Genomic DNA, 25,572 nt, shown 5'->3' on the forward strand with positions numbered 1-25,572 from the left:
CGGCACTTTTTTGAATATATGACCGAAAGACAATTATTCCAGCAGCACCTCGCGCCTACCTCTACCGAGCCGATGGCCTTCCCGGTCAGCCGTGCGAAGGGTGCTTTGTTGTACAACGATACCGGCAAAACCTTTATCGACCTTATCGGGGGCATCAGCGTGTGCAACGTGGGGCACTGTCATCCCGCAGTGGTGGCCGCCATCCAGGCCCAGGCCGCCGAATACCTGCATGTAATGGTTTATGGAGAAGCGGTACAAAGCCCGCAGGTGCAATATGCCGCCTTACTGGCCGGACATTTGCCGCCTTCCCTCGATTGTGTCTACTTTACCAATTCCGGGGCCGAAGCCGTAGAAGGCGCTATGAAGCTGGCAAAGCGGCTTACAGGCCGTGCAGAGATCGTCGCTTGTCACAACAGCTATCATGGGTCCACTCAGGGCGCGTTGAGCCTGCTGGGCGACGAATACTGGCGCAGCGCTTACAGGCCCCTGCTGCCGGGCATCAGGCATATCCGTTATAATAACCGGGAAGACCTGCAACAGATTACAGTGCATACGGCATGTATTATACTGGAGACGGTGCAGGCAGAGGCGGGCGTGGTGGCTCCCGACCCTGGTTGGATGCTGGCGCTGCGGCAACGTTGCGATGAGACCGGCGCCCTCCTGGTGCTGGACGAAATACAGGCAGGTTTTGGCCGTACCGGTACGTTATGGGCTTTTACGCAATACAATATTATTCCCGATATCCTGTTATTAGGTAAAGCGCTGGGCGGCGGCATGCCATTGGGCGCTTTCATCTCTTCCCACGATAAGATGCAGGCTCTGGCCGATAAGCCAGTGCTGGGGCACATTACCACCTTCGGAGGGCACCCAGTGAGTTGTGCGGCCGGTAAGGCCGCCCTGGAAGCGCTGCTGGCAGAGCAGATGGTCGAAAGCGTTGCGGCCAAAGAGCAGTTATTCCGTTCCCTGTTGCAGCATAAGGCTATTAAGGCGGTCAGAAGCTGCGGCCTCATGCTGGCTGTAGCGCTCGAAAGCTATGAGCAGGTGAAAGCGGTAATCGGCTATTGCCTGAACACGCCGGGGGAATTGGGGGTCTTTACCGACTGGTTCCTGTTTGCCCCCGATTGCATTCGCCTGGTGCCACCGCTGGTCATCTCGGAAGCCGAAATAAAACAAGCTTGTGTTATTTTGTTGAAAGCACTGGATCAATGTGTTGGGGAATAAAATAAATGGACGATAACATTTTTTTGGCTAAACTTTACCGTCCTTTACTAAACGAATGGACCTGTCTAAGGTCTATAGTAAGTATCATGTTCAGATTATTTTTAAATGACATAGCTATGAAAATGCTCAGCAACCGGACAGGCGGATGGATTCCTGCTCTCATTTTTGCTGTTCTGATGGTAACGACGACAGGATTGACCGTTTCGAAAGTTAATGCTCAGGACTATAACGCTCAGGACTATAACCAAGACAATTATGGTGATTACGGCGATTACCAGGAGTTTTACGACGATCTTTCTCCCTATGGCCAATGGATGAACGACCCTCAATACGGGTATGTATGGACACCGAATGTCGGTAACGATTTCAGACCCTATTATTCCAATGGCTATTGGGTAATGACCGACTACGGCAATATGTGGATGTCTGATTATGCCTGGGGCTGGGCGCCGTTCCACTATGGCCGTTGGGCGCAGAGCAGCATGTACGGCTGGATCTGGATCCCCGGCAGGCAATGGGGCCCCGCATGGGTAAACTGGCGGCAGGGCGGCGGCTATTACGGATGGGCGCCGATGGGGCCCGGCATCAGCATCAATATTTCTTTCGGCTCCGGCTACGACATACCTACGCCCTGGTGGACTTTCATCCCTTGCGGCAATATCTATTCACGCAATTATTCCCGGTATTATTCTCCCCGTCGCACGGTTAATATTATCAACAATACGACCATAATCAACAATACCTACGTTGATAATCGCAGCCGCTCTACCTATATTTCCGGTCCGAGGCGCAGCGATGTGGAAGCGTATACCCGCCAGCGGGTACCGGTCTACAGCGTTAATAACCGTACCCGTGCCGGCGCTACCCAGGTGAGTGGCAGCCAGGTAAGTGTATATCGCCCTGCTATTAAGGCAGTAGCGCGCAACAGCCAGGAAATGGCAGCGCCCAGGCAGGTGAAAAATGTGGAGCGTTCGGTGATCACCAATGCAGGAGGTGGCCGTCCGCCGGCAAGAGTAGCCAATCCTGCTGCCCGCCAGCAATTACAAAACGGTCAGCAATTGCAGCAGCAAAGAGCGGCGCAGCAAACCCAGAGGAGTCAGCAGCCCCAGTTGCAGCAAGTACAGCGTGACCAGCAAATGCAGCAACAAAGAGCGGCACAGCAAACCCAAAGGAATCAGCAGCTCCAGATGCAGCAGGCGCAACAGCAAAGAGCCGTGCAACAACAGCGCGATCAGCAGATGCAGCAGCAACGGGCTGCACAGCAGCAGGCGCAAAGAGATCAGCAGCTCCAGATGCAGCAGGTACAGCGTGATCAACAGGTGCAGCAGCAGCGGGCTGCTCAACAGCAGGCGCAAAGAGATCAGCAATTACAGATGCAGCAGCAAAGGGCACAGCAACAACAAATGCAGCAGCAACAGCGGGCACAGCAGCAACAGATGCAGCAGATGCAACAACAACGGGCGCAACAACAGCAGATGCAGCAACAACGGGTTCAGCAACAACAGCAGATGCAGCAGCAACGGGCGCAACAACAACAGCAAATGCAGCAGCAACGGGCTCAGCAACCGCAAAGAAGTGTAGAGCGCGCCGAACCGCAAAGCGTGGAAAGAAGCGCTCCCCGTGGCCGTTAAATATTTTGAAATTTCCAGTTGTTTTGAAGGAAAGCGCCAGCTATGGCGCTTTTCCTTTTTGTTCAAAAAAAAATCAAAGAAATTTTTGAAATGGCTTTGCTTTTCAAAAAGAATATTCTATCATTGTAACTCATTTTATACAAGTTAATCTTTATCGTTGCAGGGAATTTTACATTGCAATTGTTTTTTACAGCAAAACACACTGTTTTTTTATTATGAAAAGAACACTATTAGGCTTGAGTATGTTGTGCGTCGGAACAGCGACCATCTTTCCGGCCTGTTCATCCAAAACGAAGGGCGTTTCGGATAAGACCGGATGGAACTACAACGACCCCCGTCTGGGTGGATTCGATGTAGCCAACTACCCCGGCCAGCAGACAGGACCAGGTCTGGTACCTGTTGAGGGTGGACGCTTTACCATGGGGCAGACTGAAGAGGACGTCACTTATGAGCGTAATAACATTCCCCGCGATGTAACGGTTTCTTCTTTTTATATGGATGAAACAGAGGTGGCTAACGTGCATTACCGCGAATATATATACTGGCTGCAGCGTTCTTACGGAGCGGATTATCCCGAAGAAGTAAGCAAGGCCTTACCCGATACTGCTGCCTGGCGCGAAGCTCTGGCTTTCAATGAGCCGCTGGTAACCAACTATTTCCGTCACGCCGCTTATAATTTTTACCCCGTAGTGGGTGTAAACTGGTACCAGGCCAATGCTTATTGCAAATGGCGTTCGGACAGGGTAAACGAAATGATCCTCATCAAAAACGGTATGCTGAAGAAGAATCAGAACCAGGTGAACGAGGATGTCTTCAACTCCGAAACCTATACCAACGGACAATACCTGGGAACACCCGGCCGTGGCCAGAAACGTGACCTGGATCCCAATGGCGCCGGTAGAAGAAACACAGCCTATGCTGATGGCTACCTGCTTCCCAATTACCGCCTGCCTACAGAAGCAGAATGGGAATATGCAGCCTATGGCCTGATCGATAAAAACCCTGCTCCCCGTACCAAACGCCGTCGCGGCGAAGAAGCCATTACCGATCGTAAAGTATATCCCTGGAGCGATGTGCGCAGTCCCCGTTACCAGAACCGTGGAACCTATCGTGGCGAATATCTCGCCAACTACAAGCGTAGCAGCGGTGATGCGATGGGCGTTGCCGGCGGTTTGAACGATAATGCAGACCGGCCCGCTCCCGTTTACTCCTATGGCGCCAACGCCTTTGGCCTGTACAATATGGCCGGTAATGTGAGCGAATGGGTACTGGATGTATATCGTGCTACTTCGCATCAGGATGTAAATGACCTCAATCCTTTCCGTGGTAACCAGTTCTATAAAAATACAATGGAAGCCGATGGTACCTTAAGCGAGAAAGACAGCTTGGGTAATATGGTAAAAGTACATATTGATTCTACTGATCTGATAGGCCGTTACGATCGCGATTATGTAGGTTATGATGCCCGCGGCGCTGAAGATGGCGATTCCACTTCCGGCTATGTTTATGAATATGGTAAGACTTCATTGATTAACAACGATAGCCGTGTAATCAAAGGCGCTTCCTGGAACGACCGCGCTTACTGGCTGTCGCCTGGTACCCGCCGTTTCATGCAGGCCAGCCATACCAGCAGCAAAGTAGGTTTCCGCTGCGTAATGGATCGCCTGGGTAGCCCTGGTTTCAATAACGATCCCGGTGGCAACCACTTCGGTAAACGCAAGCGCAAAGGATAATGTTTCCGCAATAAATTTGTTTTAAAGGCCCCTTCCGGAAAGAAGGGGCCTTGTTCAATATAGATAGTATAAACTATGAAGCATTTTAATGTGCGTGTATATGGCCTCTGGTTAGATCGGGGACAAGTATTGGTCAGCGAAGAGCTGATCAGGGGACAAAAGATCATTAAATTTCCGGGGGGAGGCCTGGAGTGGGGAGAAGGCACTCTCGACGGCCTGAAACGGGAATGGCAGGAAGAAATGGGGCAGGCGATTCATGTCAAGGCACACTTTTATACCACAGATTTCTTTCAGCCTTCGGCCTGGGATCAATCGCAGGTGATCAGCATTTACTACCTTGTTGCGCCGGTGAATGCCTTATCTTTGCCCTATCATAACGGGCAGGAACATTTTTATTTTCTTCCCCTGACAGAAGATCTGCCTGGTTTGCTCAGCTTGCCCATCGACAAAGTTGTCGCCCACCAATTGGTACAGGCTACTTGATTCCCGGATAGACAGTATACTATAAAGGCATTATTATACGTTACAGGAGAGCGTGTTTGCTCGTAATTATTTATGAAGTACTGGTCCGGCTTACTGATCCTTTTTGTCTTCGGCGTGTTTGACGCCAACGCGCAGCTGTTGCCCCCCAACCGTCCCGAACAGGACGCCTGCGGTGCGCTGGAAATTTGCGGAAATGGTTTTTACAGTCCTTATAGCTATCAGGGACATGGCCTTGTCTTCGATCTACCCAATACGCCTTGTAACTCACCCGGAGGGTCGCCACCCGGCGCCGGCGAAGATAATGCGATGTGGCTCAAGCTAAAGGTAACCGCTCCCGGAACTATCGTTTTTACCATTACCCCGGTAATGTCGCTGGATGATTACGACTGGGCCATGCTGTCTTTGGGCACCACGCCCTGCAGTGCAGTATCCTCGGCAAACGTGATCCGCTGCAATTTCAACAACAATGTTCCTATAGGCGGGGCGCCGCCTAACAACGGGATTACCGGCCTGAACAATACCTCTACCCTTATCTCCGTACCTGCCGGTTTTTCCGGTAATCCTTACTGCAGGCGGATAGATGCCGTTGCCGGTGAAGTATTCCTGATCATGATCAACAATTTCGGCGCCGGCGGAACACCTAGCTCTGGTTTTCGTATTGATTTTTCGGGCTCTACTGCCGTGTTCAACGATCAGATCCCGCCCCGTATGGTAAGTGTGAGCTCTTCCTGCTTTACTGCGACCGAAGCCATTGTGCAGCTGTCTGAAGCGATCAAGTGTTCCTCAATTGCGCTCAACGGCAGCGATTTTGCGATACCAGGGGCCACGATCAGCGCGGCTGAGGGGATCAATTGCAATGCCAGCAACCAGGGTTATACCGATAGGATACGCCTGACCTTCAGCCCGGCGCTTGCCGGCGGCGTATATAGCCTGCAGGCCAGGACCGGCAGCGACGGTAATACGCTGCTGGACCTATGCGATAATCCCCTGGCCCTGCCGGCCTCGTTGGTACTGAATGTTTTTCCCGACAACAGCGTGACCCACACGCTGGATACCATCGGTTGCGGGTCCTTGGTCTATAAAGGTGTTACCTATACGCAAAGCACCGTGCTGCGCGATACGATACGGGGGCAGGGCGGCTGCGACAGTATTTACAATGTAACCAATATAAAGGTCTACCGCGAGCCGGACCGGTTCGAAGAGACGGTAGGCGATTGTGATACCGTGATCTTCAGGGGTAAAACATACCTGGAAGATGCAACCGTGATCGATACGTTCCGCAGTCAGCAGGGCTGCGATAGTTTCCTTCATATCTACAATATCTATGTCGAGCACTTTGAGCTTTCGGTAACGGCCGATCCGCCGGAGCCTGTAAAAGGCGACTATGTATTGTTTACCACCTCGGCCAATGTGCCCGATTACAGCATCAACGCCTGGTATCCGCAAAATGTGTTTCCCAGGCAATTCGGGAAAGACCATAGCATTCTCATACAGCAATCGGATACGGTAAAAGTGATCGGGACCAGCGCGCTAGGCTGCGTGGATACAGCCGTGCTCTATATTAAGGCCGACTCATTGATCCCGGTATTCATTATGCCCAATGCCTTTTCTCCCAATGGCGACGGGCTCAACGATGTGTTTGAGCCGAAGTTTGTGAATAAGAGCGGCTATGTGGTCAAAAGCTTTAAGATATTCAACCGTTGGGGACAATTGGTATACCTGGCAGAAGGAACCCGCAAGGCTAGCTGGAACGGCTATTACTATAATAAAGACAAGCGCGCAGAACCGGGCACCTATTACTATTACATTCGCGTGGAGTTTATCGATGGGACCAAGGATACCGTTAAAGGCGATGTGACGATTGTGCCTTAAGCGCCTTGTTGCTACTCTTTGATGCGTTCTGTTCAGGGTGCTGTAAAATATGCTTCCTTATTTCCGCAGCAACACCGTAATTTTAAAGCCGGGAGCCTTGTCGCTATCCCAACCAATCTGGGAAATGATAAAGAAAACGGAAATCGCTTTGGTACTGCTGGCCTTGCTCAGTCTTGTGCTGCGTGTCTCTTCAGTGCCGGGCAGCGAATGGTTTTCCACTGCGGCCTTTGGCTTGCTGGCACTCTTCTATCTTGTGTTTGCGGGGCTGCGTTTTGATACATCTTCCGGTTTGCCAGATACCCTGTCGCCGTTGTCGCGGCAACGGGAACAAGCCTTTCGCCGGTTCCTGGCCATAGCCGGAGGCGTTGTTTTTGGCATTGCCTTAATAGGTATTTTGTTCGTGCTGAACTATTGGCGGCTGGCTGCTTTTTTCTGGTGCCTGGGCATGTTCTTCACGGTGCCGGTAGGGGCGCTTAGTCTGGGTAAGCACCTGTTGCAACCTTCCCCCTTTTACAAGGCGCTGGCCATAAGGGCCGGCTTGTTGCTGCTAACCGGCATTGGCCTGGTAGCGGCGCAGATGTAGACTTTCCTCTTTTTCGTGATTAAATCGTGCCGATAAAAAATGCTGCCTGGTCGCCCCGGCAGCATTACTAATCGTTTGGCCGCAGCACTATTTGGCTACTTTGAGCTTCATGCCCGGCTGGATCTTTTTGTTGCCATGCAATTGCTTGTTCATCTTTTGCAGCTCAGAAACGCTGAGATCATATTTCTGTGCGATCTCAAATAAGCTTTCCCCTTTCCTTACGGTATGGCTTTTGGCTTTGGCCTTTGCTTTTGGCTTTACTTGCTCCCTGCCTTTCTTCTGACCTGCAGTTTTCTGCTCTTCCTTCGTCGCACGCCGGGCTGTTTCGACGGTCCGGGTGTTGTTTCGGGCGGGTACCGTAACGGCTTCTTCAGTGCCGGCAGCGGTTTCCTCATAATGGCCCGAGGTTTTAGGCTCAAAGTCACGATTGGCATAAACGGTCTTATCCATATGCGCCTTCAGCTTCTCGAGCGGGGTCATCTTGCTTTCGTCTTTTGCGGGGGCCTGATTGCGGCGTTCTTCGGCAATGGTCTCTTCGACGGGCCGCTCATTGGCGATGTTTACCCTGTCGTTGTTGGCGGCAGCTTGTGCTTCGGCGGTAGTGGTTTCGGGTTCATCGCCTATGTTCACCTCCGGTACGGATTCGGGTTTCTTGCCGGCAGGAACAAAGCCATCGTCGTTGCTGAGCCTGGGACTCTTGGTAGGTTTGTACGTGTTTTTGCGGGTGACGCCGGCAGTGTATAACTCAGGCTTGCTCTCTGAAGTGGTTTGCAGATTAAGGACCGTGCCGGAGACGGGCTCCTCGCCTTTTTCAAGATGGTTCAGCAACCGTAGCTGCTGCAGCTGGATACCTTCCTGCTGCGCTACCTGGATCAGGGTTTCCCCATCTTCCATTGTATGGGTCGGATTTTGCGCGGTTTTGGCCTTGCGTTCGAGATAGACGAACATGTCGGCTTCCAGCGGTGCATCGGGCAGGTCGTTCAGCTCAAGCAGCTTGGCATAGCGTATCTTGTTCTTGATCGCATATTCCAGCAGCATATCGCCTTTCTTACCATAAAAACCCTTGATGTTATTTTTTGTAGTTACCCGGTAATAGTCGGTCACATTGCCCGAGGCCTGCTCCTGGTAGCTGGCTTTCTCTACGTAAAGCTCATCGCTTTGCTCTGCGGCGCTGGCACCCGGGCCGTAGCCATCGTCAGCGGGGATATGCTCGCCTGGCGTCCTTGCGCTTTTGCGGGGTAGTGGTATTTCCTTTGCCGATGCCAGCAATATCTCATCGTCGTTATTGTTGTTGAGCGCAGCATAAGTGTATTCCTGCAGCCTGAAGTCCTCGATGGTTTTGATCAGCTTTTTGGCATATTGCGGGTTGGTCGCATAGCCGCAACGCTTCAGGCCGTAGGCCCAGGCAGCATAGTCGGTAGGCGACAAGTCGAATAGCGAGCTATACCGCTTGTTGTTCTTCAGGAAATCGGAATGATCCTTGTAGGAATGGACGGCCGAGACATATTTCCGGAAACATTCGTCCTTGGCGTCGTCGGTATACGTATAGGTTTCTCCCGTCCAGGTGTTTTTGCACTTAATGCCAAAATGGTTACTGGCATTCTGGCATAGTTCGCTGCTGCCCGCAGCCGTTTCAAAGATACCCTGCGCCAGTGTAATGGACGCCGGTATCCCGGTCCGTTGCTGCTCGGTTATGGCCAGCGATTTATATTGAGCGATATAGTCCTGCACCTGCTCGTTATACGATTTCTGGGCAAAGCCGGTGAAGGTGCAGGCGCTTAAAGCAATAAAGAATAGATACTTGCGGATCATAAGATTTTTCTGTTTTGAAAAATGGCCATGAGGCGCTTCGCTGAAGCTGATGGAAGGCTCAGTTGAAAGTGTCGGTTTATTTTTTACGGATCAGCATAAGGCCATCGCGAACGGGCATAATTACCTGTTCCACGCGGTCGTCGGCCGCAATCTTCTTGTTGAATTCGTGAATGTGGCCTGCTGTATTGCTCTGCTGGTCTTTGGGAAGGATCACCTCCCCGTGAAACAGCACATTGTCGGCAATCATAAAACCACCGGCTGGTATACGGTCGATCAGCAGGTCAAAGTAATGACTGTAATTTTTTTTATCAGCATCAATAAATACCAGGTCAAAATCGCCTTTGATCTTGGGGATCAGGGTGGCGGCCTCGCCTATATGCTGCACGATGCGGTCTTGTAAGTTGGCTTCGTTCCAGTATTTGTTGCGCATATCCTGCAGGTAAGGATCTATATCGATCGTGTGCAGCTTACCACCTGGCTTGAGCCCCCTGGCCAGCGAAATAGCAGAGTAGCCTGTATAGGTACCCAGCTCCAGCACTTGTGTAGGCGCTATCATGTGGCTGAGCATTTGCAGCACTGTGCCCTGGAGATGGCCCGATATCATTTGCGCGCCCTTTACCTGCGCGTGGGTTTCCCGGTTCAGCGAGGCCTGCACCGTATCTTCAGGTGTGGTATACTGCTCTGCGTAGAAATTGATCGGATCGGGTGTAATGATGTGCTGCATGGCTGAGCTGTTTAAGGATTAACGGTATACAGATGGCTTCAAACAGGTTTCCGGCTACACCCGGATAAGGCGTCTTAAAAATTCGGTTTCAGCTTATTGTGTGTATAGAACTCACCAATATAGTTGACTACTTCATCGGCGGTATCGTATATCTTGACCAGGTCGAGATCGCCGGGGCTGATATTGCTCTCTTGTTCAAGCATCACCTTTTTCATCCATTCGAAAAGGCCGCCCCAGTAATCCGTTCCCATACAAACCAGGGGTGTCTGGGTGAATTTCCGTGTCTGGATCAGTGTTGCTACCTCAAAGAACTCGTCCATAGTTCCCCAGCCGCCGGGCATCATTACAAAGCCCTGGGCGTATTTGGTAAACATGACCTTGCGCACAAAAAAGTAATCGAAGTTGAGGTTTTTATCGCTATCGATATACGGATTGAAATGTTGCTCGAAGGGAAGGTCGATATTGAGGCCTACGGATTTGCCGCCGGCAAGGTTAGCGCCTTTATTGGCGGCTTCCATAATGCCGGGGCCACCGCCGCTGATGATACCAAAGCCTTCTTTGGAAAGCTTTTGTGCTACTTCCACCGCCAGCTCATAATAGTGGTGGCCGGGTTGGGTACGGGCCGAGCCGAATATGGAAATGCAAGGTCCTATTTTGGCCAGCTTCTCAAATCCCTCTACAAATTCGGCCATTATTTTAAAAAGCTGCCAGCTGGAGTGTGCCTGGGGTTCTGTCCAGTCGCGTAGCTTTATTTTCTGAAGTTGATCTTTCATTAAGCGATTTGAAATACAGTCTGCAATCGGGCCGGCTACAGCCGGCAATTCCGGATGAGGCAAAGATAAGTTTAAATTATTTTAAACGCTGTGCGTAAGATGTAAAGGAGATGTTGTGCGTAGGACAAACTGGTCTTGAAGAATATGCTTAATTTCGCAGCCGCATGGAATTTGAACTTATTGCCCGGGATCCCGAAACCGGCGCGCGGGCAGGCCTGCTGCACACCGATCATGGAACCATCGAAACGCCGATCTTTATGCCGGTGGGCACAGTGGGCACCGTAAAGGCCGTAATGCAGGAACAACTGGTGCACGATGTAAAAGCCCAGATCATCCTGGGAAATACCTATCACCTGTACCTGCGTCCCGGTACCGGAATACTGGAACAGGCAGGTGGCCTGCACCGTTTCAACGGCTGGAACAAGCCTATCCTTACCGATAGCGGCGGTTACCAGGTATTTTCACTTTCCGCCAACCGGAAGCTAAAGGAGGAGGGCGCCCTGTTTCAATCCCATATCGACGGTTCGCGGCACCTGTTTACGCCCGAAAACGTAATGGACATCCAGCGGAGCATCGGCGCCGATATCGTCATGGCCTTTGACGAATGCACGCCTTATCCCTGCGATTACCGGTATGCGCAGCAATCGATGGAGCTCACCCACCGCTGGCTGGCCCGTTGTATGAAGCGCTTCAACGAAACGGAGCCCAGGTATGGCTATAACCAAAGTTTGTTTCCCATTGTGCAGGGCAGCACCTATAAGGATCTCAGAACGCAATCGGCCGAGTTTGCGGCCGGCATGGAAGCCGACGGCAATGCGATCGGCGGCTTGTCGGTAGGGGAGCCCGAGCAGGACATGTACGAAATGTGCGCGCTGGTATGCGACATACTGCCCCGGGAAAAACCACGTTATTTAATGGGTGTAGGTACGCCCTGGAATATACTCGAGTGCATAGGACTGGGGGTCGATATGTTCGATTGCGTGATGCCAACGCGTAATGGACGTAACGGCATGTTGTTTACTACCGAAGGGGTAGTCAATATTAAAAACAAGCGTTGGGCCGATGATTTTTCACCCATTGACCCGGGGCTGGAAGAGGGACCCAGTACGGTCTATACAAGAGCTTACCTGCGGCACTTGTTCGTTGCCAGTGAAATACTGGGCCTGCAGCTGGCCAGCTTGCAGAACCTTTCGTTCTACCTGCAGCTGGTAAAGCAGGCGCGGCAGCATATTATCGACGGCGACTTCGGCGCCTGGCGCAGGCAAATGCTGGAAGTAGTCAAGAGAAGATTGTAACCCCGGTTGTTGCCTACAGCCGAAACATTTCCCATTGCTCAAGCGATATATTAAAATACTCGACCTGTTTATCCTGAAGAAGTTCCTCTCGACCTTCTTCTTCGCCATTATGATACTGGCGATAATTGCTTGTGTAATCGATTACTCCCAGAAGATCGACTACTTTGTGGAAAATAAAGCGCCAACAGGAGCTGTCGTGTTTTATTTCATAAACTTTGTGCCGCACATTACGGCCCTCCTGTTTCCACTGTTCATTTTCATTTCGACCATTTTCTTTACTTCGAAAATGGCTTACAAGACGGAAGTGATCGCTACATTGGCTGCAGGCGTATCGTTCCAGCGTTTTCTGCGCCCCTATGTCATCGGTAGCTTCCTGCTCGGCATCCTTTCTCTGCTGGCCAATCACTGGGTAGTGCCCGAGGCCAATAAGAATATCACGGAATTTCATATCAAATACATCTGGCCCAAGAAAGTGTCGACGGATAATAATGTCCACCTGCGGCTCAATCCGCATACCTATGTGTATATCGAAGGCTACAATTTCAACGATGGTTTTGGCCGTCGCCTGGCCGTGGAAACGGTTGAGGGCACTTTGCTGAAGGAAAAGATCATGGCTGACCGGGCGTATTACGATAGTGCAAAAAAGGAATGGCGATTGACCAATGTTCAGATCCGTACCAATGACGGTCTGAAGGAAACGCTGGTAGTAAAACCGGAGCTGCGCCGGAAATTTCCATTCTCCCCTGAAGACCTGGATGACGATGACCGCAATAAGGAAGCGCTCACAACGCCTGAATTGCTCCGCTATACTGAACGGGAGCGGCAACGGGGGCGTGAGAGCGTCAATTATTACCTGATAGAGCTGCATAAACGCACAGCCCAGCCTTTTGCAGGCTTTATCCTTACCATTATCGGCGCTTGCATCGCTTCGCGCAAAGTAAGGGGTGGAAGCGGGTTTCACCTGGCTATGGGCATTGTGATGAGTGCCTTATATATGTTGTTCATGCAGTTTGCACAAACCTTTTCGACCAATGCCGGTTTGAATCCGCTGATCGCTATGTGGATACCCAATGTTATTTTTGGTATTGTCGCGCTTTATTTGTTCTCCAGGCAAATAAAATAGACCTGTCGCGTTACTACATTTCCTAAAAAGGGCTACTTTTGCTACCTCGTTTTAAAAGAATTAAAAGCATATGTCGCATCCAGTACAAGCTGAAAAACCCAATATCTCAAGCGCTTCTGCATTATGGGCAGTGCTGATATTTGCCGGCCTTATTATTGCCGCTATTAATTTCGTACAAGCCGAAAGCAACAGCGAAGGTCATGGTGGTCATGGCGCAGCTACGGAACAGCATGATGGCGCCGGCGCCCACGACGAAGGTCATGAAGCCGGTAAGGAGGCACAGGCGCCCGCGCATGGCGCCACCGAACAGGCTGCACCTGCAGCAGAAGGTCATGACAGCGCCCAGGGAACGCATGAAGCGCCGGCAGAAAAACCTGCTCACGAAGAAGCGCACCATTAATTCACCCATACAACCGATCTATGGGAACAGAAGATGTAATTGCCATTACCGGCGCAGCAGGGTTCATTGGCAGTTGCCTGGTGGCGCATCTCAATCACCTTGGCTTTGAGCAGCTGGTGCTGGTCGATGATTTTTCCGACGAAAAGAAAGTATTTAACCTCAGGGATAGCAAATACCTGTACAAGGTACATCGCGAGCAATTTGCAGAATGGCTGAAAACCCATCCTGACAAGATTAAGGCCGTCTTTCATCTTGGCGCACGCACCGATACTACCGATCCCGACTATGAGGTGTTCCGCACGCTGAACCTGGAATATTCAAAAGGTATATGGGAATATTGTGTGGCGCACCATGTGCCCCTGGTCTATGCTTCGTCGGCGGCAACTTATGGCAAAGGAGAGCAGGGATATAAAGATGACGAAGCGTTGATCCCCAAGCTGAAGCCGCTCAATGCTTACGGTATTTCCAAAAACGAATTCGATATCTGGGCGCTTGAGCAAAAGCACCGGCCGCCTTTCTGGGCAGGGCTTAAATTTTTCAACGTTTACGGCCCCAATGAATATCATAAGGGTCGCATGGCTTCCGTGATGTTCCATGCTTATCAGCAGATCAAGGACAGAGGTTATATCCGCCTGTTCCGCTCCCATAACCCGGAGTATAAGGATGGCGCTCAGCTGCGTGATTTTATCTACGTAAAAGACTTGTTGTCCGTAATGGTATGGCTCATGAAGCAACGTCCTCAGAACGGGATCTATAACCTGGGCACCGGGGTGGCCCGTACCTTTAACGACCTTGCCAATACCCTATTCTCCGTCTTGAATATTCCCGGTAAAATTGAATATATCGATACACCCGAAGATATCCGCGAGAATTATCAGTACTATACTGAGGCCGATATGAGCAAGCTGCGTGAAGCCGGTTACGATCAACCTTTCTTTACGCTGGAGCAGGGTATCGCCGACTATCTCGTGCGTTATCTTGAGTTGGCCCGGTACTATAGCTAGTCCATCTATTGCCGGGGATTTTCGTCTGCCGGTAATCAAAAATATCAACGCAATTACCAGGCCGCCCGTTGCAACGGGCGGCCTGGGTGTTTTATGGAAATTTTGTAAAGCTGCTTCAGTAAGATAAACGACTATCTTATGAAAAGCGAAAACATTCTCAGGGCCGATTATCTCGATCTCATCTTTGCTCATCGCAATAAGCAATATGGCGGCTATGAATTGCGTAAGCACTACAATAGCCGCGCCCTGAAAGCATTGGGAATTACCTGTCTGCTACTGTTGCTGGGGATCGGTATCCCCGTATTGCTAGGTAAGACGAAACCCGTACCACTTGCCGGATCTACAGTGGTACGGGACGTAGAGATCCATTCGCTGGATATACCCAAAACAACCGAGGCGCCCAAACCGCCGGAGCATAAGGCTTCGGTTGCGCCTTCAGTAGCCAATACAGTACGGAGCGTAACTCCGGAAATTGTACCTAATCATTTGGTAAAGCCTGATATGGAGCCGCCTACGCCCGAAACGCTTGACCATGCTGTTGCGGGACCGGTTACCAATCCCGGTAACGGCGGGGATAATCCTGCTGCAACGGTCGATAAGCCCGAAGGGCCTGCAGGCAGCGGCGACCGGACGGGCCATAGCGCCGGTGGTGATGCCGGTAATGAGCCGCCGCAGACCATCGTGGACGAAATGCCGGAATTTCCCGGCGGTGTCAAAGCCTTGATGGCCTATTTGCAAAAGAACCTGTCGTACCCGGCGGCAGCGCGGGCCGATGAGATACAGGGAAAGGTGCTGATCCGTTTTGTGGTAGGTATCGATGGAAAAATTGAGCAGGCTACCGTATTGCGGGGTATCGGCGGCGGCTGTGAAAAGGAAGCCTTAAGGGTGGTCAATGCCATGCCCCGTTGGAAGCCCGGGCGGCAAAACGGTCATAATGTAAAGGTCTATTATTCGCTGCCTGTCTCCTTCAGGTTGAATTAAGCCGAAGAAAAGAAAAGGGTATCTCCCGGTTGCAGCAGAGATACCCTTTTTTTATGGGTCGAAAATGCCTGGCTAGTTAATGCGTACCCATATCGCCCCCGATGCGATAGGCCCGTTCAGCTGGAAAATATTAAGGCCGGGTTGTATGCTGATCACGCCATCGGGTGTGCTGGAGCTGCTGTTGTAGATAGCGGCCTTGGCGCCTACCGGTGGGTTGCTGAAAAACAAGGCTACGGTAACATCATCCTGGATCACATAATGCAATATACCTGCCTGAGTGCCGCCGGATGCAGCGATATTGCTGAAAGACACCATGTCGATAGGAGAAGTAAAGCTGATGTTCGTCAATGTTGCAGCCGAGTTGTTCTCGACCCAAAGGTCGCACGCGGAATGCTGAGCGGCAGCTTTGAAGCCGCAGAGGGACAGGAGGGTCAGTACGACTAGGGACAGGAAGGTTTTGCGCATAATTGTTTGGTTTTTACTGTTTGGTTTTTGATGATTAGTCCTGTGAAGATATTTGATTTGCACTGGGTAGGTATCAGTGAAAACATGCTCTTTTTCGGAGTAAGAAAAAAAGAAAACCATTTATTTTTTATAGCCAGTTATTTGCAGGAGCAAATAATAATAGCCTGAAAAAATAAATGGTTTTTGCTGGAAGTAATGGCTAGTGTTTTGCCTGTAGCATTTAGGCCGCCTGTACTTTTGCCTGCCGTTCCGGGGTACCTTCATATTTCACGAAGAAGGCGATCCATATCGAACGGGAAAGTCGCATAAGAACAGGTTGTATCAGTATTGTAGCAACGATGTTGCTACCCAGCCACCAGAAAATGCGGTTGTCGTGCAAGGAAATGCCCACAGTGCCGATCCAAAGCAGGAAGGAGATAATGCTGAACAGTACCGAAAGACCATAGCTCACAAAGCCGGTGCCGTAATAAAAGCCGACTTCGACTTCGGTAGCCTGGCCGCATACCGGGCAATGCTCCGGCATTTTGGTTACCTTGCTGAGCCGGTAAGGATTGGCATGGGTAAAAAGGTTGCCTTTGCGGCAACGGGGGCATTTATTGCCCAGGACGCTTAATAGAAGCCCGGGTTTGCGGGCGGAATCTGGAATGTTCATATAGCGGAGGCTTTAGGCAAAGGATTGGCCAGCGCTTTCCGGAATGCTTCTGGCGTGATCCCTGTTTGCTTTTTAAAGAACTTGGTAAAATAAGAGTTGTCGGCAAAATGAAGCTGCCATGCGATCTCGTTGATGTGGACTGAGGCGTTAACGAGCAGGCGCTTGGCTTCGAGCAATATCCTGTCGCGGATCACCTCGCCTGCCGGTTTGCCCAGGAGCTCGTTGCACAAAGCATTGAGGTGATTGGGCGTAATGTATAGCTGCGCAGCATAGTCCTTGGGCAGGTGCATGCTGGCATAATGCTGTTCGACCAGCTTGCGGAATTGTCTCAGGGTAATATCGCTGCCAGGGCCGGCCGTGCGTTCCTGGTGCGGACTGTTCCTTGCGGTAAGAATAAACAGCTCGAGCAACAGGAGGCGCAAGCGCTCTGTTTGCCACCTGTCTTTTATTTTTCTTTCCAGCAGCATTTCCTTCATCAGTTGCACAGACTTTTTTACCGCCCCGGGGTCCAACTGTATCACCGATTGCGCTGCCACGCCTTCAAGGAAAGAAAAGCCCTCGAGTGGTGAAGCCTGTCCGGCCGGCACAGGGAAGAAGGCTTCCGAAAAATTGATAACGTAACCATCGACATCATCGCGAAACTGCCAGCTATGCACCTGGCCGGGCACCATAAAGTACAGCTGCCCCTTGCTTACCGCAAACTGTTCAAAGTCGATGGTATGACTACCGCTACCGGCGGTAAAAAGTACCAGGTGATAGAAGTTGTGCCGGTGTGGAATAAAAAGATTGGGATGACGTTTCAGGTACGCCGCGAAAGGCTCTATCAGGAAATCGTCCTGCCGCTGCTGCTCCTGTAGCGAGCACAGATCGTAGACTGGTATCCTGTTGTCCTTTTTCATAATGCAAAGATACAATGCCTGTAATAGCTGCAGTGGTAGCGGGGCTTCGTTTTGTGGTACTTTTTACTGGTTGCGGAAAAGCGCTGCAGGCATGCCGAGGCCTGGTTTTAATAAAAAAGAGCTGCCTCCGGTGACAGAAGACAGCTCTTGGTATTTTGTATTTCTATTAGCGCATACCGCCCGGAGGAGGCATCATGGGTGGTACGCCCGGCGGTGGTCCGTCCATCATACCCGGTCCGGGGCCGGGAAAGTCGCCGCGGCGGTTCCGGTCGCTGTTTTCCACATCCTTCATCGAGGCGCCACCTTTGAAGAAGCGCAGGTTGTAGGTGAATGTCAGCAGGAAGTACTGGCGCAGTACATTGGTCTGCGTGTACTGGGTATAGCTTTCGGTTACGGTAGGTACGATGCTGTTGTTCTGCTTCAGGAGGTCATATACAGACAACTTGATCTCGCCTTGTTGCTTCTTGAACAGTTTTTTGGCAAGGCTCATGTTCCAGAGCAGGAAGTTCTGGTTGAAGCCCGCCGAGAGTCCTGTATAATACTGGTGGTTAAGCTCCGTATTGAACACGATACCTTTCCAGAAAATATAGTTGATCGAGAGCCGGCTGGCCTGGTTAAAGAAGCGGTTATTCGATGCGGTCAGCAGCGTATTGTTGACGATATTATAATTGCTGTTGCTGGACAGGGTAAAGTCGATCTTTTCGCTGATGTTGCTGCTGATCACCAATCCAAGCCCCAATGCCGTGTTGCCGGCGTAGTTCTTTTGCTCGTTGATGATGCCGGGAGTGCGGGTATAGGTAGCGCTGGCATTAACGTTCAGGTTGGATTTAAGCGCTGTCACGGGCAAGCCATAGGTAACAAAGCTGCGCAGGTTGTAATAGCCATCCATATTGACCGGCCGGGTAAACTGATCGCCGACACCCAGCTTTACACCGTTTTCCAATTGCATGGGCGCGCCGGCAATAATGGTGCTGTTGGCGATGTAGTGCTGCGTCGCGGTTCCCGACAGCATGGCGAAGAAGGTGCTGCCAAGCTTGGTATTGGTAGCGCTATACCGCATCATCAGCATGTGCTGGTAGCTTTGCACTAGGTCGGGGTTACCGGTAGATTGCTGTACAGGATTGGTATTGTTGATCACATTCTGCAGCTGGTCTACAGATGGCGCTGTGGTCGACGTGCGGTAAAACAGTCGGAGATTCTTCTTCTTGTCAAAATTATATTGGAGCCGTGCCGAGGGCATAATGGTATTGAAGCTGCGCTGCAGGTTGCTGTTATAAGGCAGTATCCGTTGGTTGTCCAGGTTGGCATTCTGGAAGTCGACGCCTACGTTGAAGTTAAACGACGTATCGGAATAGCGGTAGGTGAGGCCACCCCTATGTGTGAGATAGTCGGTATTAAAGGTATTGCTCAGCAGGGTGTCGGGATCGGTATAATCGTTGGTGATATCGGAAAAATTATAGGTACGCTTGTCCGACTTGCTCTGCTGGTAGTTGAGGCCATATTGGATCTGAAGGAAGCTCTTGCGGGACAAGGGCTCGGTATAGTTCAGGTTGGAGTTGATGTTCCAGCCATTCTTCAGGTAATCGGCTTTCTGGTTGAGCACATAGCTGGTGTCGGTATTGGTGACCGGCGCATATAAGTTACTGTTACCATCGCTGCGGTTGTAGCCGCCGTTGGCAAAGAGCGAGAGGGTCCTGCCCTTTTTCTTAAACTTATGGCGATACAGGAATAAGCCGTTCATATTGTAGCCCGACAGGTCGCTGTTGTACGTGTTGTTTGATGAATTGAGCATATCCGAATTCCTGTCAAGCGTTTTGATATCCTGGAAGGAGCTGCTGTTATTGCTTTGGAACGACAGGGACGGCACGAAGAGTATCGAATTGGACGAATCGATCGTATAGTTGAACCGCATATTGAACCGGTGGTTGTTATTCACCGTATGGGATGAGTTGCTTTCGTGATAGGTCTGTCCCAGCAGTTGGGGTGTCACATAGTTGCCGCGCTCGATATCCTGCGTGGTCACGTTGTCGCTATTGTTGAAGAAATAGCTGGCAGTCACATCGATCTTTTTGCCCCATTTGTCGGAATAATTAAGGCCTATGGCATTGGTTTTCGAGATGCCGTTCTGGGTGCCTACGTTAAAGGCATTGTTGCCGCCACCCATCATACCGCCACCGCCGCTGCCGCCACGGCCCATGCCTCCGCCACCACCGAAGCCGCGACCACCGCTGCCTCCCGATATACCCAGCAGATCCTGGGGCGAGAAGTTCTGGATGTTGATGTTATTGGTCTGGCCTATCAGGCTGATCCTGCGGTTACCCTCAAAGAAATTGATGTTACCACCGGCATTATACTTAAAGTCCCGGCTGGCGTCGTTGTCGGTAACCCCGTCGCTGCCACCGCCGGCATATACCTTGCCAAAAACGCCCTGGCGGCGGTTGGCCTTGGTAATGATATTGATGGTTTTTGAAGTATTGCCATCATCGAAGCCTGTAAACTGCGACTGGTCGCTTTTTTCATCATATACCTGGATCTTGTCGATCACTTCTGCCGGCAGGTTACGGAGTGAGGAGGTCGGGTCATCGCCGAAGAAAGGCTTGCCATCGACCAGCACTTTGGCTACCTGCTCTCCTTGTGCCTGCGGTTTGCCCGTGCTCAGGTCCATGCCCGGCATCTTGCGGATCAGGTCTTCCGCGGTAGCATCGGGATTGACTTTATAGGAACCTGCATTGAATTGGGTAGTATCTTCTTTCTGTTGTACCGGCGGTATCCGTTCCACGATCTTAACCTCGTTGAGCTTGGTTGATTGGGATACCGACATCTTAATAATGCCGAGATTGACCTCTGCATCCAGCACATTGACCTCCTTATTGTAATCGTCGTAGCCTAGGTACGAGATCGTGAGCCGGTAAGGACCCGAAGGGACATCGGCGAGCGCAAAATGACCGTCAAGGTCGACCGAAGTACCGGCAATGGCTGAGTCCTTACCATTCTTCAGGGAAACAGAAGCGCCGATGAGCGTTTCGTTAACGTTATCCTTTACGATACCGGAGATCGTATAGCTACCCTGGGCCTGCACCGTACCGGTAGCCAGGAACGCAAGAAATAGCATAAGCAATAATGGACGGCGATGCATGAGTAGTGTTTTGAACAAAGGCCTTTTGACTTGGCAAATATCTGTTAGTTTAAGCTTCATTAAGAGATAATTCCAGTGAAATTTAGTTATTCGTATGTGAACAGTTAAACTATTTCCTTTTTGGAAGCAAATAAGAATAAACTATTGATCAATAAAGCAAAAATAAAATACCGGATTCTTAATAAAAGGCATAGTGGCCGTACTTTCTTATATTTGCAGCCCCTTTTTTAAAGAGTAACCGGAAAGCAATCGCGGTTCCGGTTTTTCTCCCCCGGCATTATTGGTTATCCATTTTATTGAACAGGCTATGTTACGCGAAGAAGCAGGTAAAACGATCAGGCTGGCGCTACCCATCATATTTGGCGAGCTGGCGCAAATGGCGCTCCACATTATCGACAGTGCTATGGTAGGCCGTGTCGGCTACAAAGAGCTGGCTGCTGCAGCTTTGGTGATGAGCGTGCTCAATATTCCTTTTGTGATCGGCATCGGCATCACCATTGCCGTGTCCCAAATGGTATCGATGGCGCATGGCCGCCGCGACGGGCAGCAAGTATCGCATTACCTGTACAATGGTTTCTGGCTGTGTGCTGCTTCGGCGCTGGTTATCTCACTGGCGCTGGAACTGGGCAAGAATGTGCTGTTTCACCTGGGGCAGGACCCAGAGGTAGGCCGCCTGGCTGTTCCTTTTCTGCAGTTGATGGGCTGGTCTGTTATTCCCATGATCCTTTTCATGACACTGAAGCAATTTACCGACGGGCTGGAATTTACACGTACAGCCATGCTGTTGTCGGTGCTGGCGCTTCCCATTAACGTATTCATCAACTGGCTGTTGATCTTCGGTAACCTGGGGGCACCCCGGTTGGAGCTGGTAGGCGCCGGTTGGGGTACGCTCATCACGCGTACCCTGATCTTCCTGGTGATGGGTACCGTTATTTTTACGCACAAGACCTTCCGCAGGTATATTGCGGTACGTAGCAACCAATGGAAGCTGAAATGGAAGACGATTAAAGAGCTGCTGCATATCGGCATTCCCAGCAGCCTCCAGGTGGGTATGGAGGCCGGCGCCTTTGCCGTATCCGGTATTCTTATCGGTACCATAAGCCCGGTAGCGCAGGCAGCGCACCAGATCGCGCTGGTTTGTGCCTCCTTTACCTTTATGGTATCGATGGGGCTGGCTCAGGGCGGTTCGATACGCACCAGCAATGCTTTTGGGCGCAACAGTTGGGCGCACATCAATGCGATTGGCAAAAGCACGCTCATCATGGCATTAATGTATGGCCTTTTTTGTGCGATCAGTTTTATTTCCTTACGGAATGTGCTGCCCTTCGCCTTCAACGATGAAAAGGTTGTGGTGGAAATGGCTTCGATGCTGCTGCTTTTTGCAGCTATATTCCAGATCTCCGACAGCACGCAGGCGATAGCAGCCGGTCTGCTGCGCGGCATCAAGGATGTGAAAACACCTACTATCCTTATTGCCGTTGCTTATTGGGTAGTAGGAATACCAGTGGGTTGCCTGCTGGCTTTCACCTTTAATATGGGCGCTTCGGGCATATGGCTGGGCTTCATTACCGGCCTTACCCTTTCGGCCCTTTTCCTGTCGCTGCGCTTTTTGCGGATGACGGGAAAAAAGCACATGGCTACTGTGTAAGAAAGCCGCTCCCGGATTGTTTTTAGGTATTTTGATTTTGATAATCCTGTAACGATAAATTCGTTACTTTGTAGAATAATCACAGATAGGTATGAACACAGCGGCCATCAGAGAGCAGCTCTACGATTATATAAGAGTTGCAGATGAAAAAAAAATCAGGGCGATCTATATGATGCTGGAGGACGATATTGTTGAAGAAAAGGAATGGTGGAAGGATAACATTTTAATGGAGGAACTGGATCGGAGGTATACAGCCTGGGAAAGTGGTGGAGAGAAGGGTTTTACTTTGTCTGATATAGACACCTCTATTGCACAATTGAAAAAGAAACGTGTGCATCGATGAGTTTTACCATTCTGCTTGCTGCAAAAGCCCGTCAGGAATTTTTAAAAGCATGGCAATGGTACGAAGACCGGCAGCCTGGGCTCGGCGACAGATTCAGGGAGGAAGTGTACAAACAAATTGCTGCTATCTCACAATTTCCCGAACGTTATCCTGAACAGAAAAAGAACTATTGGGAAATAGGCATTCCTATTTTTCCCCTATCTCATTATCTATAGGATCAGGAAAAGAAGCGAGGAGCTACTGATCGTTTCCATTTTCATACCAGCCGCAATCCACGAAAGCGGTATTCGAAATGAGATAAAGAGGCTGTCTAAAGTAGTGATTTTTTGTCAGGCTTAAAACCCTTTTAGACAGCCTCTTTGCGTTTGGCCTTTAGCGTTGTGCCATTAGGCTTGGTTTACTCCCTGGTAAACAAAAATGTCCCGCCGCCCTGTTTCAGGGTCATTTCCTTTTGCTTTGGGCTAAACTCCAGCACAATGCCGGCCGCATCAAATTTGAATTGATCCGGGGCAACGGCATCCAGCCGGAAAGCGCTCTGCCCGGTGGCCTGGGCGGTCAATGAGGCGCCTTCTTTCCCGATCGTGATCTTAAGCGGCAGCTGCTTGCTGCCGTATGTTCCGGTATATTGGTCCAGCTGTTCGGCAGTTAGTGTTAAGGTATTGAATGTTGGAATAGCATAAGGCTTGTTGTAGTAAATACTGAGCGCACCCAGCATAATGTCGTTGGTACTGTAGCCGCCCTGGCCATTGCCGCAATAGGCAATAGTCATTTTGTCTGCCGGTATATAGCCAAGCAGGGAGCTGAACCCGTCGATCCCACCGTTGTGGCCATAGGCCTTTTTATCGTCGAAGGGAAAAGTGAACATGCCCAGGCCATAGCCATCTTTTATCGTTTTCATCAGCTCCAGGCTGGAGATTTTGATCAGCTTACCGGCAAACAAGGCTTCTATAAACTGGTCCAGCTCACATGGCGTGGACACAATAGCGCCGGCTCCTCCGGGTATGCTCATGTCGGTCTCTGGCATCACTTTCCACTCCTCGTTATATTGGTAAGAACGGCTTTCCTCTTTTGCCGCATCGGCCTTGCCGCCGATATAGGTGCTCTTCAGGCCGGCTTTGCTGCATATTCTTTCCTGCAGCGCTGTAGCATAAGGTTTCCGGGTTATGTGCGCTATCATGTAGCCCAGCAGTACATAATTGGCGTTGCTGTACTCGCCTTTGCTGCCGGGTTCAAAATCGCTGCCACCTTTGGCAATAATGTCCAGCATTTCGGGTTCCGTCTTCGGCTGTTCCATATAGTTGCCGTAAGCATCGTCATCTGTAAAGTTGTGAATGCCGCTATGGTGCTGCAGCAGTTGTTCTACAGTGATTTTTTCAGCGTTGGGTACTTGTGGAAAGAAATTTTTAAGCGGTGTGCCGAGCGTGAGCTTTTTCTCTTCGATCAGCTGCAGTATCATGGTTGCAGTGAACATTTTGCTGATGGAACCGATGCGGTATTTTGTAGCAGCACCGGCCTTCTTTTGCTGGTCGGTAAAGCTATAGCCTATGCTGCGCCGGTAAACTTCTTTGCCGTCGTGGCGGATACAAATACTGCCCATGGCTTTATGCTTGTTTTCCAGTACCTGGAACAGGCTGTCCATTTTGGCCTGGTTAAAAGATTGTGCCTGCATGGGCCGGGCAAACAGCAGGGCGGCGGCAAGGGCGATCATTGGTCTGTAGATATTGCTCATGATGTAAAGATAGTATGTGGCCTTAACGGTTGTAAAAGAATAGGCCCAACCCTCTCTTTTTTTACACCAGTGCCGGGAATAATGGTACGAATGCCCGGCTCATCTGCTTTTACGCCCTGTTAACACCACTTATACAGATAATACGTAGCTTTGCTGCGACTGATGAAGAAGCTGATCGCCATACCGTTGTTGTTGCTGTATCTCGTTGCCGTCTCCGGCACGATGGTGCAACTGCATTTTTGTGGCAGTAAGCTGGCCTCCGTTACGGTCAATGAATCAGAAAAAGCTTCCTGTTGCTGCAGCCCGCAAAAGTCTGCCGCGAAGGCGCATAAAGCTATGCTGGCGACAGGCAAGGATGACTGCTGCCAGGATAAAACGATCACGTTAAAGATAGGCCAGGACCAGAATACAGTTCAGGGCATATTCCTGCAGCTTTCTTCTTTTCAGCTTGCCCTCTTGCCCCAGCCTCCGGCGCCTGTTATGGCGACATTGCCGCAAGCAGTGCCTGTTATGGCATACCGGGCCAATGCCCCGCCGGGCCGATGGCAGGATATTCCGCTCTATAAATTACACTCCCGTTTCACTTATTACGGCTGAGGTGCCGGACACGCCTATCGCAAAGGCATTCCATTTGTTTACAGCACACTCATTATTTAATCCGTAATTTTAAGAAAAAATGAAACGCATTTTTGGCATTTTTGCCCTTCTCATAGCCTCGCTCAGCTTTGCCTCGGCCCAGGATAAAAAAGATATTACTACAGAAAAGATCAAGGTAAGCGGCACTTGCGGTCAATGCAAAAAACGTATTGAAAACGCGGCCTACATTTCCGGCGTAAAGCGCGCCGAATGGGATAAAGGCACCAAAGAGCTTACCGTTACCTACCGTCCCTCCAAAACGACCTTGCACCAGATTGAAGAGCATATAGCCAAGGCCGGGCATGATGCCGGTGAGGTAAAGGCTACCGAAGCAGACTATAGCAATCTTCCCCAATGCTGCGCCTATAAAGAAGAAGCTGCGGCCGAACATTAATGACAGGCATAACGATAAAGGCCTGGCGCAGGATT

The 25,572-nt window shown here is 50.7% G+C and carries 24 protein-coding genes; 16 read left to right on the forward strand and 8 right to left on the reverse strand.

What is annotated here, in order from left to right; all coding sequences use genetic code 11:
* Window positions 1-18: 18 nt before the first annotated feature.
* The 6 genes from DZK30_RS00695 (at window position 19) to DZK30_RS00720 (ending at window position 7,523) form a co-directional block, all read left to right on the forward strand.
* The gene (locus tag DZK30_RS00695) at window positions 19-1,221 is read left to right on the forward strand and encodes an aspartate aminotransferase family protein (protein WP_118972165.1); all 1,203 of its coding nucleotides are present in this window, start codon (window positions 19-21) and stop codon (window positions 1,219-1,221) included.
* Between the two features lie 116 nt (window positions 1,222-1,337).
* Complete coding sequence (locus DZK30_RS00700) at window positions 1,338-2,852, forward strand: DUF6600 domain-containing protein (protein ID WP_118972166.1); 1,515 nt, start codon at window positions 1,338-1,340, stop codon at window positions 2,850-2,852.
* Window positions 2,853-3,067: 215 nt separating this feature from the next.
* Window positions 3,068-4,585, forward strand: a complete 1,518-nt coding sequence (locus tag DZK30_RS00705; protein ID WP_118972167.1) for an SUMF1/EgtB/PvdO family nonheme iron enzyme — start codon at window positions 3,068-3,070, stop codon at window positions 4,583-4,585.
* A gap of 75 nt (window positions 4,586-4,660) precedes the next feature.
* Entirely contained in the window at window positions 4,661-5,068 is a 408-nt protein-coding gene (locus DZK30_RS00710) for an NUDIX domain-containing protein (RefSeq protein ID WP_118972168.1), read from the forward strand.
* Between the two features lie 72 nt (window positions 5,069-5,140).
* Window positions 5,141-6,940 carry a gliding motility-associated C-terminal domain-containing protein gene (locus tag DZK30_RS00715; protein WP_118972169.1) on the forward strand — a complete coding sequence of 600 codons (1,800 nt, stop codon included), beginning with the start codon at window positions 5,141-5,143 and terminating at the stop codon, window positions 6,938-6,940.
* A 124-nt stretch (window positions 6,941-7,064) separates the two neighbouring features.
* Window positions 7,065-7,523 carry a hypothetical protein gene (locus tag DZK30_RS00720; protein WP_162902730.1) on the forward strand — a complete coding sequence of 153 codons (459 nt, stop codon included), beginning with the start codon at window positions 7,065-7,067 and terminating at the stop codon, window positions 7,521-7,523.
* Window positions 7,524-7,610: 87 nt separating this feature from the next.
* Here DZK30_RS00720 and DZK30_RS00725 read toward each other — a convergent pair whose 3' ends face one another.
* The 3 genes from DZK30_RS00725 to DZK30_RS00735 form a co-directional block, all read right to left on the reverse strand.
* Window positions 7,611-9,335: a glucosaminidase domain-containing protein gene (locus DZK30_RS00725; protein WP_118972171.1), complete on the reverse strand. Its 1,725-nt coding sequence runs from the start codon at window positions 9,333-9,335 to the stop codon at window positions 7,611-7,613.
* 76 nt (window positions 9,336-9,411) lie between these two features.
* Complete coding sequence (locus tag DZK30_RS00730) at window positions 9,412-10,059, reverse strand: O-methyltransferase (protein WP_118972172.1); 648 nt, start codon at window positions 10,057-10,059, stop codon at window positions 9,412-9,414.
* Window positions 10,060-10,133: 74 nt separating this feature from the next.
* Complete coding sequence (locus tag DZK30_RS00735) at window positions 10,134-10,832, reverse strand: LOG family protein (protein ID WP_118972173.1); 699 nt, start codon at window positions 10,830-10,832, stop codon at window positions 10,134-10,136.
* Between the two features lie 164 nt (window positions 10,833-10,996).
* On the opposite strand from DZK30_RS00735, the gene tgt reads away from it, so the two are divergent.
* The 5 genes from tgt (at window position 10,997) to DZK30_RS00760 (ending at window position 15,635) form a co-directional block, all read left to right on the forward strand.
* Window positions 10,997-12,127, forward strand: a complete 1,131-nt coding sequence (gene tgt / locus DZK30_RS00740) for a tRNA guanosine(34) transglycosylase Tgt (protein WP_118972174.1) — start codon at window positions 10,997-10,999, stop codon at window positions 12,125-12,127.
* A gap of 34 nt (window positions 12,128-12,161) precedes the next feature.
* Complete coding sequence (locus tag DZK30_RS00745) at window positions 12,162-13,250, forward strand: LptF/LptG family permease (RefSeq protein WP_118972175.1); 1,089 nt, start codon at window positions 12,162-12,164, stop codon at window positions 13,248-13,250.
* A gap of 70 nt (window positions 13,251-13,320) precedes the next feature.
* Window positions 13,321-13,650 carry a hypothetical protein gene (locus DZK30_RS00750; RefSeq protein WP_118972176.1) on the forward strand — a complete coding sequence of 110 codons (330 nt, stop codon included), beginning with the start codon at window positions 13,321-13,323 and terminating at the stop codon, window positions 13,648-13,650.
* A gap of 20 nt (window positions 13,651-13,670) precedes the next feature.
* Window positions 13,671-14,654 (forward strand): ADP-glyceromanno-heptose 6-epimerase, encoded by a 984-nt coding sequence (gene rfaD, locus DZK30_RS00755; protein ID WP_118972177.1) that lies wholly within the window; start codon window positions 13,671-13,673, stop codon window positions 14,652-14,654.
* A 138-nt stretch (window positions 14,655-14,792) separates the two neighbouring features.
* Window positions 14,793-15,635 carry an energy transducer TonB gene (locus DZK30_RS00760; protein WP_118972178.1) on the forward strand — a complete coding sequence of 281 codons (843 nt, stop codon included), beginning with the start codon at window positions 14,793-14,795 and terminating at the stop codon, window positions 15,633-15,635.
* A 72-nt stretch (window positions 15,636-15,707) separates the two neighbouring features.
* Here the strand turns inward: DZK30_RS00760 and DZK30_RS00765 are convergent, their stop codons facing one another.
* The 4 genes from DZK30_RS00765 to DZK30_RS00780 all read right to left on the reverse strand — a co-directional run bounded on the left by DZK30_RS00765 (window position 15,708) and on the right by DZK30_RS00780 (window position 20,787).
* A complete protein-coding gene (locus tag DZK30_RS00765; protein ID WP_162902731.1) occupies window positions 15,708-16,100 on the reverse strand; it encodes a hypothetical protein in 393 nt (130 codons plus the stop codon).
* Between the two features lie 220 nt (window positions 16,101-16,320).
* Window positions 16,321-16,752: a DUF983 domain-containing protein gene (locus DZK30_RS00770; RefSeq protein ID WP_240432827.1), complete on the reverse strand. Its 432-nt coding sequence runs from the start codon at window positions 16,750-16,752 to the stop codon at window positions 16,321-16,323.
* Window positions 16,749-17,651, reverse strand: a complete 903-nt coding sequence (locus DZK30_RS00775) for an AraC family transcriptional regulator (protein WP_118972180.1) — start codon at window positions 17,649-17,651, stop codon at window positions 16,749-16,751. The genes DZK30_RS00770 and DZK30_RS00775 overlap by 4 nt, the downstream gene beginning before the upstream one ends.
* Before the next feature lie 166 nt (window positions 17,652-17,817).
* On the reverse strand, window positions 17,818-20,787 hold the full coding sequence (locus DZK30_RS00780; protein WP_162902732.1) for an outer membrane beta-barrel protein: 2,970 nt from the start codon (window positions 20,785-20,787) through the stop codon (window positions 17,818-17,820).
* Between the two features lie 307 nt (window positions 20,788-21,094).
* Between DZK30_RS00780 and DZK30_RS00785 the strand changes: the two genes are divergently transcribed.
* The 3 genes from DZK30_RS00785 (at window position 21,095) to DZK30_RS00795 (ending at window position 22,993) form a co-directional block, all read left to right on the forward strand.
* Window positions 21,095-22,435, forward strand: a complete 1,341-nt coding sequence (locus DZK30_RS00785; RefSeq protein ID WP_118973355.1) for an MATE family efflux transporter — start codon at window positions 21,095-21,097, stop codon at window positions 22,433-22,435.
* A 91-nt stretch (window positions 22,436-22,526) separates the two neighbouring features.
* Window positions 22,527-22,778, forward strand: a complete 252-nt coding sequence (locus tag DZK30_RS00790) for a hypothetical protein (protein ID WP_118972182.1) — start codon at window positions 22,527-22,529, stop codon at window positions 22,776-22,778.
* A complete protein-coding gene (locus DZK30_RS00795) occupies window positions 22,775-22,993 on the forward strand; it encodes a type II toxin-antitoxin system RelE/ParE family toxin (protein WP_118972183.1) in 219 nt (72 codons plus the stop codon). Before DZK30_RS00790 ends, DZK30_RS00795 begins: the two co-directional genes overlap by 4 nt.
* Window positions 22,994-23,175: 182 nt before the next feature.
* On the opposite strand, the gene DZK30_RS00800 is transcribed toward DZK30_RS00795, so the two are convergent.
* Window positions 23,176-24,507, reverse strand: a complete 1,332-nt coding sequence (locus DZK30_RS00800; RefSeq protein WP_205529340.1) for a serine hydrolase domain-containing protein — start codon at window positions 24,505-24,507, stop codon at window positions 23,176-23,178.
* A 162-nt stretch (window positions 24,508-24,669) separates the two neighbouring features.
* Here DZK30_RS00800 and DZK30_RS00805 point away from each other — a divergent pair, with 162 nt between their 5' ends.
* Window positions 24,670-25,104, forward strand: coding sequence for an HYC_CC_PP family protein (locus DZK30_RS00805; RefSeq protein WP_118972185.1), 435 nt, complete (start codon window positions 24,670-24,672; stop codon window positions 25,102-25,104).
* Window positions 25,105-25,183: 79 nt separating this feature from the next.
* Entirely contained in the window at window positions 25,184-25,537 is a 354-nt protein-coding gene (locus tag DZK30_RS00810; RefSeq protein WP_118972186.1) for a heavy-metal-associated domain-containing protein, read from the forward strand.
* The last annotated feature ends 35 nt before the right edge of the window (window positions 25,538-25,572 follow it).

Source organism: Taibaiella koreensis (assembly GCF_003545715.1).
In the GTDB taxonomy this organism is placed as follows: domain Bacteria; phylum Bacteroidota; class Bacteroidia; order Chitinophagales; family Chitinophagaceae; genus Taibaiella; species Taibaiella koreensis.